Below are 12,794 nucleotides of genomic sequence, written 5' to 3'. Positions count from 1 at the left end.
TCACCCCGCCTTTCCGGAGCCGGATCCGACGGCGACCAGCGCCCGGACGTCGTACACGCGCAGCGCCCCCACCGTCCTGCCGGGCTCGCTGTGGACGAGCCGGGCCTCGCGCTCCAGCACCCGGGCCAGCCCGGAGCCGATCCGCGCGTACCCCTGCTTCACCAGCTCGGTGGAGAACACGAGGTAGTCGACGCGGTCGCGCCGGAGGTCGGCCGTGGTCCGCCAGTCGGCGAACCGCGCACCGGGCAGGACGAAGGACGTGCCCTCGTCCGTGGCCGCGACGACGCCGCCCTCGGGCAGGTGCGCACGGGACCAGGCCAGGGTGCGCCGCAGGGCGTCGTCGTGGCGGGCGTGGACGCGTGCCCAAACGACACCGTTCATGGTCAGGGCAAGGGCGGCGAGGACGGCCACCGCCCTGATCTCCGTGCCCCCGGTCGGCAGGAGGACGTCGGCCGCGAGTGCGAGGGCGGCGGCGCTGGTGACGACCAGCGGGTAGAACATCTGCTCCTCAAGAGTGCCCACCGCCACCGCGTACATCAGGTGCAGCAACGTGCACCCGGCCCACGCCGTGATCAAGGTGCGCCCGGGGCGGCCCGTGAAGAGCTCGGGCCGCCGGACGCGGCACCACAGCAGCCATGCGGTGGCGACGGTGCCGAGGGCGATCAGCGTGTAGGGGACGGCGAACTGGCCGAGCTGGACGAACAGCCGGTCGGTGAACGAGATCGAGCCGTCGGTGCTGTTGAAGCCGCTGATCTGCTTGATGCCCAGGGCGCGGGCGATCCCGTCGGTCTTCTGCGCCCACCAGGGCGCCCAGTTACCGGTCGCCACCACCGTCACGACGTACACCGCGTACCCGCCGGCAGTGACGGCGGCCGCCGTCAGCCGCAGCCGTCGCACGTCACCGCTCGCGGCGATCCCCAGGACGGTGACGGGCACGAACGTGCCCAGCGCGTACGGTTCCTTGGTCGTCACCGCCAGCGCGAACAACAGCCCCGCGCCCACCCCGGTGACGACCCGGCCGCGTGGAGTGGCCGGGGTACGGGCGAGCACCAGCATGCCCAGCGCGGCGGCGGCCACGGCCTGGGTCTCCAGCATGACCCGGCTGTCGAAGCGGTTCAGGAACGGGTCCAGGGCCAGGAACAACCCGGCGAGCAGCACCAACGGAATCCGGACCGCACGCCGCAGCAGCGCCGTGACCGCGACGACGGTCACCGCCCCGGTGACGGCCACGACGGGCCGCAGATCCAGCACCTGGTGGAGCAGGTCGCCGGAGGCTCGGCCGGTCAGCCGCATGAACGCCGCGAGCAAGGCGAAGAGGGCGGGCGGATGGAGGGCGAAGAACTGCCCGTCGAAGACGGGCCCTTGGCCGTCGGCGAGGTGGCGGCTGATGGCGGTGTAGTAGAGCTCGTCGACGTGCACGTCGTACGAGCGCCCGATGAAAGTCAGCCGCAGGGCGAGTGCGAGGGCGAAGAGGGCGCCGAGGGCGGCGGCCCAAGTGGTGGCGCGGCGGTGGCCCGTATCATTTCGCCGCGCCCGGGCAGGGGGGTGGGCCTGCCAGCCGAGGATGTCGTGGTGGCGGGCGAGGCGGATGGACACCCTCGGGTCACTGGTGTCCACGCCGATACGGGCCAGGACGGCTTCGGCGTCCTGCTCGTCGGCGCCGAGGAGGAGCAACCCGGGGCGGGGTCCGGTGAGGTCGATGAGGTCGGTGGTGCGCAGGGCGACGAGATCGGCGCGTGCGAGGAGCTCGGCCGGGGCACTGACGAGCGTGCACGCGTCGGTGACGGTGCGCCGCTCGGCGGCCTTCCCCCGGCCGGTCCGGCGCAGCCGGCCGTCCTCGGCGGTGAGCGCGGCGAGCAGGTGGGCGGCGGTTGCCGTCCAGCTGAATCCGGCCGCCCACTCCCGGCACTCCGCCTCCCAGCGGGCCGCGTCCCGCGGCGACTCCACGGCGCGCAGGGCCTTGGCGAGGCCGGAGGCGAGATCGTCGTCGGGCCCGAGGAGCCAGCCGGTGACGTCGTGGCGGACGGTGTCGCGCAGGCCGGGGACATCGTAGGCGAGCGCGGGCACCCCGGCCGCCGCGGCCTCCATCACCGACAGGCCCCAGCCCTCGGCGAGGGAGGTGGTGGCGGTGATCCACGCGGAGTCGACGAGGACGTCCCGCTCCTCCTGTGGCACACGGCCGTGCAGGACGACGCAGTGGCCGACGTCGAGTTCGTCCACGAGTGACGCGAGCTGTTCACGCGCCTCGCCATCGCCGACGATGTACAGTTCCGCGTCGGGCAGTTCGCGGCGGAGGGCGGGCATGGCCTGGACGAGCCGGTCCACGCGCTTCTGTGTGACGATCCGGCCGACGCAGACGATGCGGGGCGCGGCGGCCCGCTGCCGGGGGTGGCCTGCGGGCGGCGGAACCGTGTCGAGGCCGGCGGGGGCGAAGTGCACCGGGCCGCGTACGGCGAGCCGCCTACGGATCTCGGCCCGGGTGGAGGGCGATACGGCGCACACCGCGCGCCGCCCGTACACCAGACCGCTCCCCCGCCCCTCCAGCCAGCGGCCGAAACCGGCGATGGGACGGGGGAACCACAGGGCGAACTGCCCTTGGTGGACGTGGTGGATCAGCAGCACGACGGGGGTGCGGCGGCGCAGCACCAGCGGGGTGAAGAAGGGGATGCCGTTCTGCGAGTCGATGACGGCGTCGACGGAGCGGCGGTGGCGCAGCAGCCACAGCAGGGCGAACACGTAGACGGTGAACCGGCCGCCGCCGCGAACCACTGCCCCGAAGCCGGTGTCCTCGCGGCGGGCGGTGCCCTGGGGGCGTGAGGTCAGGTAAGTGACACGGACGCCCGCGTCATGGAGCTGCCGGGCGACTTCCTCGCAGTACAACTCGGCTCCGCCCGCTTGCGGGTGGCGGCCGTCGCGCCAGTTGCACACGACGACGTGCCGGCCCTGCCAGTCCTGGGTGGCGGGGAGGGCGGTCCGTAAGTCCGTCGGGTTCATTCCGCCTCCCCGACAGCACGAGCGGCGGGGGCGTGGTGGACGACCCGGGGCGGGAGGCGGTGCAGGGTCCGGTGCAGTCGCCACAGTTCGCCGGCCACCCGGCGACCGTCGGCGAACGGCCGGAAGCTGGAACCCTCCTGGTCGCTCCAGACGACCGGGAACTCGGCCAGGCTCAGCCCGAGGGCGCGGGCACGGGCGATCACTTCGAGGTCGAAGGCGAAGCCGGTGGTGGTGACATGGGCGAAGATCCGCCGCGCGGCCTCGACCTCGAAGAACTTGAACCCGCACTGGGTGTCCTTGACCGGCCCGGAGAACCGCCGCGTCGCCAGCCGGAACCCGGCCCCGCCCAGCCGCCGCAGAGCGGGCTGACGCACGGGGACACTCGCCCCGGTGCAGCGGCGGGATCCGACGACGACCTGCCGGCCGTCCCGCAGGAGAGCGACCGCGTCGTCGATCGCGGTGGCGGGGGTGGCGAGGTCGGCGTCGCAGAAGCCGACCCAGCGGGCTCTGGTGGTGACCATCCCTCTGGCCACGGCCGCTCCTTTGCCACGGCGGGAGCACCCGGTGACGGTGATGGGGACGCCGGAGGCGGCGAGCCGGTCCACGCACTCGGCCGTGCGGTCGCTGCTGCCGTTGTCGACCACCCGCAGCGCGGCGGTCAACGGCATGCCGCGCAGATGGTCGGCGAGGGCGAGCACGGTGGGGGCGAGGCGCCGTTCCTCGTTGTAGGCCGGGATGACCAGTTCGAGATCGCAGGTGGTGGTGGCGGGCGTGGTACCGGGCCCGGATAAGGGGACGCGGGCGGCGTCCTCGCCCGGTGGGGGCGCTGTTGTACGGGGCGTACTCATGGCTGGGGACGTCTCCTCGGGCGGTGGCGTGCGGGCGGCACTGGAGCCGGTGGCCCGCCCTCGCGTCCGGGCAGGGCGAGCCACGTTGTTCGTCGTGCGGTTACCGGGTGGCGCCGAGTCGTACGTGGGCAAGCAGCATTCCGGAGCTGCCGTCGGGGTTGGCGTCGAGTTCCTCGTCGAAGCCGGACCGCCCGGGGTTGGCGAACCGCACGGTCACCGCGGTGACGCCCTGGGGCACCCGGAAGGGCAGCCGGCGCTCGCGCCAGCCGGGGTCGTTGAGCTTCTTGTCGGGGTCGTGGGAGGCGACGGCGCCCTTCCCGGTGTAGTACTGGACGTAGTCGTCCCAGGCCAGGACGGTCTCGGCGCCCGGCTTCCCGTACCGCACCTCGGCCCGCAGGTAGGTGGGCCGGCGGTAGGGCTCCTCGGGGTTGGGCAGGACGTGGTAGCCGGTGTGGAACGCGAGCTCGTACGGAGCGCCGGGGGTGACGTCGACGGTCTGCTCGATATAGCCGCAGGTGCCGTCGCCGTTGATGTCGACGACGTTCTCGCCCTTGTCGAACGGGGGATCCGCGTCGGCCGGGAGGTGCCCGTCGGCGTCACCGTTGATCAGGTCGATGAGCCTGCCGGGCTCGCCGGTCCTCGAGGCCGCCCAGACTCCCCTGCCCTTGTACTCGCCGACGGTCCACGCGTCGAGCTTCTGGGCCTCCCGCCCGTAGAGGACTCCCTCGAGGGGGCGCCAGTCCTTGCCGGGCCGGAAGCGGACGTCGGTGAAACCGCCGTTCCGGATCAGGTTCCCGGGCACGGGGCGAGGCCCGACGGGCCCGACCTGGATGCGCAGCGGCGCGGTGGCGGTACCGATCCCCAGCCGCCCCCACAGCAGGTCCTCGAAGGCGTCGGGCAGCACCTGGACGCTGATGGAGTAGAAGCCGTCGGCCTCGTCCGAGTGGTCGCCGAGATGGATGGAGTGGGTGAACTGAAGCCGCCGGTTCGCCTCGTCGTAAGGGTCGTACGCGAGCTCCTGCCGGGGCTTCTTCGGGGGTTGGTAATAGACCTTCCCTTCTTTGGGGAACACCGTCCCCATCGGGAACTCCACCCAGATCATTTCCTTCTTGCCACTGATCGGCGCACTGCCGGGCGTCAGCCGGAGGTCTATCGCGAAGAACTCCTGCTGACCCTTGGCCAGACGCGCCGGCACGGGTAATCCCTGAGCGATGACGAAGGGCATTCCGCCCACCTCTCACTTGTCCGTTCGAGCCGGGGAAGACATTACCGGTGGGCCGATAAAGAAATGCAAAACGGAGCAGTCCGCTTCGGTAAACGCCACGGTATCCGGCCAGCGGGCCGCACCGGACCCGGGCTTTACGATCTTCAGGATCCGGGGTCCGGTTACCGTTGCCGCCGACATGGCGTCAAGAACGCCCTCACCAGGCATAAACGCACGTAAACGCCGTTGGATGGAAGCGGCTCAAAAATGCCGCCAATAAAGTTGAATCCGCATCGTAATCAGAGGCTGGCCGAAATCTTCCGCCACGCTCCTCATCGATTTGTCGGATGCGTTGCGAGGCGTGCTAACAATGACCCGCAAGCCCACCGCACCGAATTCACCGGCGCAGCGGGCCAAATCAATTTCCCGACTTCCATCGGAGGAAAAGTCATGGCGCTCGCGTTCAAGACCCGCGAACTCCAGCTCCGTATTACCCCGACCGGAGAAGAGGCGGTTGGCACCTACGACTTCGAATCTCCGGGCGGCGACATCCGGGAGGACAGCGACGGCTACGTCGTCGACGCGGCGATCCAGTCGTACAAGCTCGAGAGCTTCGTCAGCGGCAACCCGTCGGAATGGCCGATCGGTGGCGCGTCCGTCTCGCTGGAGGTGAAGAACAAGGCCCGCCGCAAGGCCACGGTCGTCGTGCGCGCCAACTTGCGTCCGCACGAAGCCACCGCCCGGACGAACCCGGCCTTCCAGTTCCGCGCGACCGTCACCGTGCTCGTCATAGCGGACCTGAAGGGCTCCACCTCCTGACCGAGCCCGTGAACCGATGAAGGCCCCACCCGGGCGACCCGGGTGGGGCCTTCGACGTAGGACGACCGCCCGCCCGGCCGCTGCTGCGGCGGCGGCCGGGCGGCGTTCCCCGTTGTTCCACGGGGCGGTCAGCGGCGGGCGGCGAGGGTGATCCATACATCGCCGCCGCCGTCGGAGTGGTTGGTGGCTCCGTAGGTGCCGCCCACGGCGCGGGCGATGGCGGCGACGACGGCCAGGCCGAGGCCGGTGCCGCCGGTGGTGCGGGCGTGGTCGGCGCGGGTGAAGCGGTCGAAGGCCGCCGGGAGGAAGTCGGGCGGGAAACCGGGGCCGTGGTCGCGGACGTGGATCTCGACGTGGCCCCGGGTCTCGTGTGCGGTGATCTCGACGGGGTCGCGCCCGTGCTGGAGGACGTTGCCGACCAGATTGGTCAGGGCCCGCTCGACCCGGGAGGGCTCGGCGACCACCTGTAGGCGGGAGGGACAGTCGACGGTGAGGACCGCCGTGGGGAAGGCGGCTCGGTGGCGTGCGGTGATCCGCTCCAGCAGGGGCGGCAGGTCGATGGTGTGCGGGCCGCGGGGCCGGTGGTCGGCCTGGTCGGTGCGAGCGAGCAGGAGGAGGTCTTCGGCGAGGTCGACGAGGCGCTGGGTCTCCTCGGCGGCGGAGGTGAGGGCCGCGGTCAGCTCGGTGGGGGTGCGGGGGCGTCGCAAGGCGAGGTCGAGTTCGGTCTTCAGCAGGCTGAGAGGGGTGCGCAGCTCGTGGCCGGCGTCGGCGGCGAACCGCTTCTCGCGCTCTAGTGCGGCCTGGAGACGGTCGAGCATGGCGTTGAGGGTGGCGGCGAGGAAGGCGATCTCGTCGCGGCTGGGCGGGACCTGAAGGCGCCGGTGCGGGGTGGTGTCGGTGACGGCGGCGGCCTGGGCGCGCAGGCGTTCCACGGGGCGGAGCGCGGCGGCGGCCAGGAGGTAGGCGCCGGCGGTGGCGGCGAGAAAGACGAGGGGCAGGGCGGTGAGCAGTTCGCGGCGCAGGTCGGCGTACGCGTCCTGGCCGGCGAGGAGCTGGGCCGGGGTGGCACGTCCCGCGTACTCGTCCCGGGACTCGGCGAAGCGGCTCAGGGTGAGGTAGCCGGCGGCGGCCAGGACGGCGGCCATGGCCAGGGCGAAGATGGCCGTCAGCCGGATCCGCAGCGGCACTTTGCTGATCATGACGAGGGCGGGGCGCTGGTGGGGCGGGGACGGCCGCCGTCCCGGCGCAGGCGGTAGCCGGCGCCGCGGACGGTCTCGATGGCGGTGGTGCCGAAGGGCCGGTCGATCTTGTCGCGCAGCGAGCGGATGTGGACGTCGACGACGTTGGAGTAGGGGCTGGTGGCGAAGTCCCAGCACTGCTCGACGAGCATGTCGCGGGTCAGGACGGTGCCCGGGCGCCGTAGCAGGGCTTCGAGCACGGCGTACTCCTTGGCGGTGAGGGTGATCTCCGTCCGGCCGCGCCGGACCTGATGGGTCGCCGGGTCCAGGCGCAGGTCCCCGGCCTGGAGTACCGGCGGGCGTTCGGCGGGCCCACGGCGGATCAGGGCGCGCAGACGGGCGAGGAGTTCGTCGAGGCTGAAGGGTTTGGTGAGGTAGTCGTCCGCACCGCCGTCCAGGCCGGCGACGCGGTCGGCGATCACGTCACGGGCGGTCAGCATCAGCACCGGCACCCGCTCCCCCTGGCGCCGCAGCCGCGCGCACACCTCGAAGCCGTCGAGGCCGGGCAGCATCACGTCCAGCACGAGCGCGTCGAACGTGGCGGCCCGGGCGAGGCCCAGCGCCTGAGGGCCGTCGGCGGCGGTGTCGACGGCATAGCCCTCCTCGGTGAGCGCCCGGCGCAGCAGCGTGGCGTGCGCATCTTCGGCTCGTCCTCGACCACCAGGACTCGCACCGGCATCACCTCTTCCTCGTCCCGTGCTGGGAACAAGCCTTGCCGTCGATCATGAAGGCGTCGTGAAGATACCGCCCATCGGGGAGCACCTTCATCGCAGCTTCATCATCTGTCGCTTGCCTGGGATGTGTGGGCCGTACGGACGGCGTGCGGCCGTTGCGCTTCCCTTGCGCTTCCGTCCAGAGGAGGAGCGATGTTCCGCCACGTGCAATTCCGGCGTACCCGGCTGGCAGCCGGTACGGCGCTGGTGTCCGCGCTGGCCGTCGGCGGCGTCACCGCCGCCGGAGCGGCCGGGCACACCGGCCCTCACCAGGGCGGGCAGCCGGAGCCGCCCAGGACCACGACCGCCGCGGACTGGAAGGGTGTCGCCGACACCCTCGGCCGTAGCAGCACTCTGATGGGCGGCACCGTCTACCGCGTCGCCCTGCCCCGCACCGACCTGAAGGTCACCTCCCACGACGTCGCCGTCAAGCCCGGGCTGTCCCTGGGCGGCTACGCGGCCTTCGCCCAGTACAAGGACGGGGCCGTGCTGATGGGAGACCTCGTGGTCACCGAACCGGAGCTGCAGAAGGTCACCGACGCGCTCCAGGCCGCCGGGATCGACCAGACCGCCGTGCACAAGCACCTGCTCTCCCAGCAGCCCGACGCCTGGTGGACCCACATCCACGCCATGGGCGACCCGGTCACCCTGGCCAAGGGCGTCAAGGCGGCGAAGGCCGCCATCAACGGCGACTTCGTGATGACCCAGGCCGAGACCCAGAAGGTCATCCAAGCTCTGCGCAAGGGTCACATCGACATCGTCGAACTGCACAACCACGGCCAGGACGAACAGCCCCGCCTGTTCTACCTGCATTTCTGGGCCACCGGCGACGGCGTCGCCCTCGCCGAGTCCCTGCGCCCGGCCCTGGACGCGACCGCATCGGCCCCACCGTCATGATCGGCTGGGCACAGATCGGCTACGGCGCCGTCCTCTCCGCCGTCTTCGCCGCTCTGCTCCTGCTCGCGGCCCGGTGCCGCGACCGTGCGGCGCTGACCACCGCCGCACTCGCGGCGGCCGCGGGCCCGCTCGCATGGAACACCATCCTCCGTGCCGCGCACGGCGAGCAGTTCTTCACCGACGCACCCGTGGCCGTCTTCCCCATCAGCTGGCAGGACACCGGATCGGCCGTCTTCACCCTTGCCACCGCGTCCCTGGCCCTCGGCCTGGGCCCCCTCGCCGCCCGGCCCGCCCGCACGGCCGTCCGCTACGCCCTCGTAGCCGCTGCCGCGGCCCTGCTCACCGACATCTACCTGTACTGAACCGGCACCGGCGACATGTGTGCACAGGTGCGCAACCCACCTCTACGATGTCGGGATGGGGCTGAGCACGGAAATGGCAGATGCGCAGCGTTCGCAGCAGCGTGACAGCGGCGAGCGCCTGGATGTCGCCGCGTCGGTTCTGACCCTGCTCTCCGACCGCACCCGGCTCGCGCTGATGGAGAGGCTCGGCCGGGGCGAGGCCGATGTCACGACCCTGACGGAAGCCACCGGCGCGGCCCGCACGTCCGTGAGCCAGCACCTGGCGAAGCTGCGCCTGGCCGGTCTGGTCGTCACCCGCAAGGACGGGCGCCGCGTCGTGTACTCCCTGCGGCACGGGCATCTGCGACGCCTGGTCGACGAGGCGCTGAACGTCGCCGACCATCAGATCGGCTCGCTGCCGCCCCACGACTGACCCCGGCCCCTCCCGGCGGGGCCGCCCCGCGTACGGTCCGTTCCCTGGAGCGGTACGCCCGTCCCGGAGTCGACGCGGTCGCCCGTCACGTCGCGGAACGCGACCCCGCGCGGCGACGGCCCGTCAGCCGACGGATTCAGCCAGCCCGCGTGAGCCGGCCAAGGGCCGGATGCCCGAGCCGGCCGGGCGGGTGCCGGCGAGCACGGAGCCTTGGCACCGCGGCCGAGGGCTGGTCGCGGGGACCGGGATGAGGTCACAGCAATCGGTCGACCAGCCCGTCGACGTAGTCCGGGGTGAGCGGGCCCATGCCGAACAAGACGCGGATGTACATCGGGGCCAGGATGTGGTCCAGCACGTCGAGCGCGTCGGGTGCGCGCTCGCCACGGTCGCGGGCGCGATCAAGCATGGACTGCAGTTGCCGGGTGCGTTCGGCGCGGAGGTCTGCACCGGCCTGCAGGCCCCGCTGACCGCTGCTCGACAGGGCGACGGCCAGGTGCAGCACCGCCGGACCGTCGGGTCCGGTGATTTCACGGGCCACTTGGGCCGCGTACGTGCGCAGGTCGCCGGACAGGCTCCCGGTGTCGGGCATCGGCGACTGCGCGTTGAGGCGGGTGAGCGCCACCTCGCCGAGCAGGTTCTCCAGGCTGCCCCACCGGCGGTAGACGCTGCTGTCGGCCACGCCAGCGCGGGCCGCCACCTCGCCGACGGTGAAGTTGCCGTAGCCGCGCTCGCTGATCAGTTCGGTGACGGCCTGGTGCACCTGCGCGGCGACGCGGGCGCTGCGCCCGCCGGGCCGCCGGGCCCGCTCCTTCTCGTTCATGCCCCCACCCTAACGCAGCCGCCACTTGCGTTTACGAGCGACGCCTCATACAGTCGCCTAACGCAGTCGCCGACTGCTTTAAAGCGCTCAGGGGCACCACCGGCCCCGTCGGCCATGGCCGGGCGCGACCAACGATCGAGAGGAATCCCCATGGCGGCTTCGCCTGCGGCCGTAGGCAGTCGTTCACACCGGGCCGTGCTGCTCACGGTGACCTGCCTGGGCCAGTTCATGGTGCTGCTCGACAACACGATCGTCGGGGCGGCGCTGCCCGATATGCAGCACCGGCTGCACACTCAACTGACCGGTCTGCAATGGATCGTCGACGCGTACGTACTGCTGGTCGCCATGCTGCTGCTGTCCGGCGGTGTCTTCGCCGACCGGTTCGGCCGCAAGCGGGTGTACCTGACCGGCGTGGCGGTGTTCACCGCCGCGTCGGTGCTGTGCAGCCTCGCGCCCTCGCTCGGCTGGCTGGTCACCGGCCGGGTGTTGCAGGGCATCGGGGCCGCCGCGCTGAGCCCGGCCTCGCTCGCGCTGCTCGCCGCCGCCCATCCCGTGCCGCAGGAACGCGTCAAGGCGATCGGGCTGTGGGCCGGGCTCAGCGGAATCGGCCTGGCCGCAGGGCCCGTGGCCGGCGGTGCGCTGACGGACGCTTTCGGCTGGCCCGCCATCTTCCTGGTCAATCTGCCCATCGGCGTGGTCCTCCTGCTGGCCGGTCTGCGCAGCCTCGAAGAGACCCGCAATCCCGGCGCCTCCGCGATCGACGTCCCGGGGACGGTGCTGTCCGTTCTGGGTGTGGGGACGATGACCTACGGGCTGATCGAGGGCGGTGCCCGCGGCTGGACCTCGTCGCTGATCCTGGGCAGCTTCACCGCCGCGGTGATCCTCCTCGCCGCCTTCGTCGCCGTCGAAGCGCGCCGCTCCGCGCCGATGCTGCCGCTGCGGCTGTTCCGGCAGCGCTTGTTCACCGTGTCCAACACCGCCATGGTCGTCGTCGGGTTCGCGCTCATGGGCTCGTCGTTCTTCTTCTCCCAGTTCTTCGTGTACGTCCAGGGCAGCTCGGTCCTGCGCGCCGGCCTGCAGACCCTGCCGATGTCCCTCGCCATGGTGATCGTCAGCCCGTACGCGGGCCGGCTCGCCGCCCGGTACGGCTACCGCGTCGTGGTCACCACCGGCCTGGCTCTGGCCGGCCTGGGACTGCTGGCGCTCGGCACGGTGCACGCCGACACCGGCTACGGGAACGTGTGGTGGCGGCTGGCGATCGTCGGCACCGGCTTCGCCCTGACCATGTCCCCACTGACGGGAGCCGCCATCCAGGCGGTCGGCCCGCAGGAAGGCGGCCTCGCCTCAGGCATCAGCAGCACCACCCGCCAGATCGGCGCGGTGCTCGGCGTGGCGGTCCTCGGAGCCGTCGTCCGCACCCGGCAGGCCGACGGCGCCTCCTTCGAGACCGGCCTCGACAACGCCTTCCTCGCAGCCGGCGCCGTCACCCTGGCCACCGCCGTGTTCACCGGCCTGTGGCTCGCGAGGTCCAAGGTCGCGGAAGGCTCCACGGCCCCGCGACGGGCCACCGGTCCGGGTGCGGTCACCACCTTGAACGAGGCATCCGCGAACAGCCCGCGCTAGACCGAGATCACCCCATGGCCCCACCATGGGGTGCTCCTGGGCAGAGCACTTCGACCTGATCACCGACCTGCCCGGCCGTGGCGGCACCGTCGTCGGCGACGACGTGTGGTTCGGCCACGGCGCCACGGTCATGCCGGGCGTACGCATCGGGCACGGCGCGATCGTCGCCGCCGGCGCCGTGGTCACCGGCGACGTCCCCGACTACGGCATCGTCGGCGGCAACCCCGCCCGGCTCATCCGCACCCGCCGCGACGCCGCGGACATCGCCCGGCTCCTCGCCGTGGCGTGGTGGGACTGGCCGCTCCGGCACATCACCGAACACATCCGCACGATCATGTCCGGCAGCATCGACGACCTGGAGAACGCGGCGCCCGGGCACGTGGGAACGGAACGCCTGGACCCGACGACCCCCAGTGCCGCGGACCGTTGAACGCACCCGGCCCAGGGCGAGGGGACGGACACAAGCTGTCGGCGCACCTCGCCGGGACGATCCCCGTGGGAGTCGACGAGCCGCTGCGCCGGCTCCGCCGGCACAACCAAATCGAAGCCGCCTTCGCCGACGCCGAACTCGGGCTCGGCATCGCCGATCTCCACCAGGCGCGCCCGCAGGAGGCCCATGGAAACGCCGACCCCGCCCCGGGCCCCGACCGCATCCGGATCCAGAGCGCATACCTCCACACCCCCGTCCTCGAGGCGTTCGACGCCCTCCACACCCCGACCTCCACCGTTGCCGACAACCTCGAAAACATGTGAGACGGGCCAAAGACCCGGGCGGTGAGGCCGAGACGCCCAGCACCTGGAAACGGGGCGGGTCCGGCCGGCCGCGACCTACTTTGCGGCTGGTATCCGAGCCAGGACACCGGG

The 12,794-nt window shown here is 72.0% G+C and carries 12 protein-coding genes and 1 pseudogene; 7 read left to right on the top strand and 6 right to left on the bottom strand.

Going from position 1 to position 12,794, the window contains the following annotated elements; translation table 11 throughout:
• From ACFYZR_RS22880 to ACFYZR_RS22870, 3 genes are all read right to left on the bottom strand, one after another.
• Nucleotides 1-2,994: a glycosyltransferase gene (locus ACFYZR_RS22880; RefSeq protein ID WP_391913086.1), complete on the bottom strand. Its 2,994-nt coding sequence runs from the start codon at nucleotides 2,992-2,994 to the stop codon at nucleotides 1-3.
• Complete coding sequence (locus ACFYZR_RS22875; protein ID WP_391913084.1) at nucleotides 2,991-3,842, bottom strand: glycosyltransferase; 852 nt, start codon at nucleotides 3,840-3,842, stop codon at nucleotides 2,991-2,993. Before ACFYZR_RS22875 ends, ACFYZR_RS22880 begins: the two co-directional genes overlap by 4 nt.
• 100 nt (nucleotides 3,843-3,942) lie before the next feature.
• Nucleotides 3,943-5,037 carry a hypothetical protein gene (locus ACFYZR_RS22870; RefSeq protein WP_391913082.1) on the bottom strand — a complete coding sequence of 365 codons (1,095 nt, stop codon included), beginning with the start codon at nucleotides 5,035-5,037 and terminating at the stop codon, nucleotides 3,943-3,945.
• 459 nt (nucleotides 5,038-5,496) lie between these two features.
• Here ACFYZR_RS22870 and ACFYZR_RS22865 point away from each other — a divergent pair, with 459 nt between their 5' ends.
• Nucleotides 5,497-5,865 carry a hypothetical protein gene (locus ACFYZR_RS22865; RefSeq protein WP_391913080.1) on the top strand — a complete coding sequence of 123 codons (369 nt, stop codon included), beginning with the start codon at nucleotides 5,497-5,499 and terminating at the stop codon, nucleotides 5,863-5,865.
• 128 nt (nucleotides 5,866-5,993) lie between these two features.
• Here the strand turns inward: ACFYZR_RS22865 and ACFYZR_RS22860 are convergent, their stop codons facing one another.
• Nucleotides 5,994-7,052 (bottom strand): sensor histidine kinase, encoded by a 1,059-nt coding sequence (locus tag ACFYZR_RS22860; RefSeq protein ID WP_391913078.1) that lies wholly within the window; start codon nucleotides 7,050-7,052, stop codon nucleotides 5,994-5,996.
• An 8-nt stretch (nucleotides 7,053-7,060) separates the two neighbouring features.
• Entirely contained in the window at nucleotides 7,061-7,726 is a 666-nt protein-coding gene (locus tag ACFYZR_RS22855) for a response regulator transcription factor (RefSeq protein WP_391913420.1), read from the bottom strand.
• A 243-nt stretch (nucleotides 7,727-7,969) separates the two neighbouring features.
• Here ACFYZR_RS22855 and ACFYZR_RS22850 point away from each other — a divergent pair, with 243 nt between their 5' ends.
• The 3 genes from ACFYZR_RS22850 to ACFYZR_RS22840 are packed head-to-tail and all read left to right on the top strand — an operon-like array spanning nucleotide 7,970 to nucleotide 9,487.
• On the top strand, nucleotides 7,970-8,713 hold the full coding sequence (locus ACFYZR_RS22850) for a DUF1259 domain-containing protein (RefSeq protein ID WP_391913076.1): 744 nt from the start codon (nucleotides 7,970-7,972) through the stop codon (nucleotides 8,711-8,713).
• The gene (locus tag ACFYZR_RS22845) at nucleotides 8,710-9,075 is read left to right on the top strand and encodes a hypothetical protein (protein ID WP_391913074.1); all 366 of its coding nucleotides are present in this window, start codon (nucleotides 8,710-8,712) and stop codon (nucleotides 9,073-9,075) included. Before ACFYZR_RS22850 ends, ACFYZR_RS22845 begins: the two co-directional genes overlap by 4 nt.
• Before the next feature lie 55 nt (nucleotides 9,076-9,130).
• The gene (locus ACFYZR_RS22840) at nucleotides 9,131-9,487 is read left to right on the top strand and encodes an ArsR/SmtB family transcription factor (protein ID WP_391913072.1); all 357 of its coding nucleotides are present in this window, start codon (nucleotides 9,131-9,133) and stop codon (nucleotides 9,485-9,487) included.
• A 253-nt stretch (nucleotides 9,488-9,740) separates the two neighbouring features.
• On the opposite strand, the gene ACFYZR_RS22835 is transcribed toward ACFYZR_RS22840, so the two are convergent.
• A complete protein-coding gene (locus ACFYZR_RS22835) occupies nucleotides 9,741-10,307 on the bottom strand; it encodes a TetR/AcrR family transcriptional regulator (RefSeq protein WP_391913070.1) in 567 nt (188 codons plus the stop codon).
• Between the two features lie 150 nt (nucleotides 10,308-10,457).
• On the opposite strand from ACFYZR_RS22835, the gene ACFYZR_RS22830 reads away from it, so the two are divergent.
• From ACFYZR_RS22830 to ACFYZR_RS22820, 3 genes and pseudogenes are all read left to right on the top strand, one after another.
• Complete coding sequence (locus tag ACFYZR_RS22830) at nucleotides 10,458-11,930, top strand: MFS transporter (RefSeq protein WP_391913068.1); 1,473 nt, start codon at nucleotides 10,458-10,460, stop codon at nucleotides 11,928-11,930.
• A 58-nt stretch (nucleotides 11,931-11,988) separates the two neighbouring features.
• Nucleotides 11,989-12,360, top strand: a pseudogene (locus ACFYZR_RS22825) (CatB-related O-acetyltransferase); the annotation flags it as partial.
• Nucleotides 12,361-12,425: 65 nt separating this feature from the next.
• Nucleotides 12,426-12,683 carry a hypothetical protein gene (locus ACFYZR_RS22820; protein ID WP_391913066.1) on the top strand — a complete coding sequence of 86 codons (258 nt, stop codon included), beginning with the start codon at nucleotides 12,426-12,428 and terminating at the stop codon, nucleotides 12,681-12,683.
• The last annotated feature ends 111 nt before the right edge of the window (nucleotides 12,684-12,794 follow it).

The organism is Streptomyces sp. NPDC001678 (assembly GCF_042892945.1).
Classification (GTDB): Bacteria; Actinomycetota; Actinomycetes; order Streptomycetales; family Streptomycetaceae; genus Streptomyces.
The sequence above is the reverse complement of the archived record's forward strand: the minus strand, read 5'-3'. Positions and strand labels throughout refer to the sequence as shown.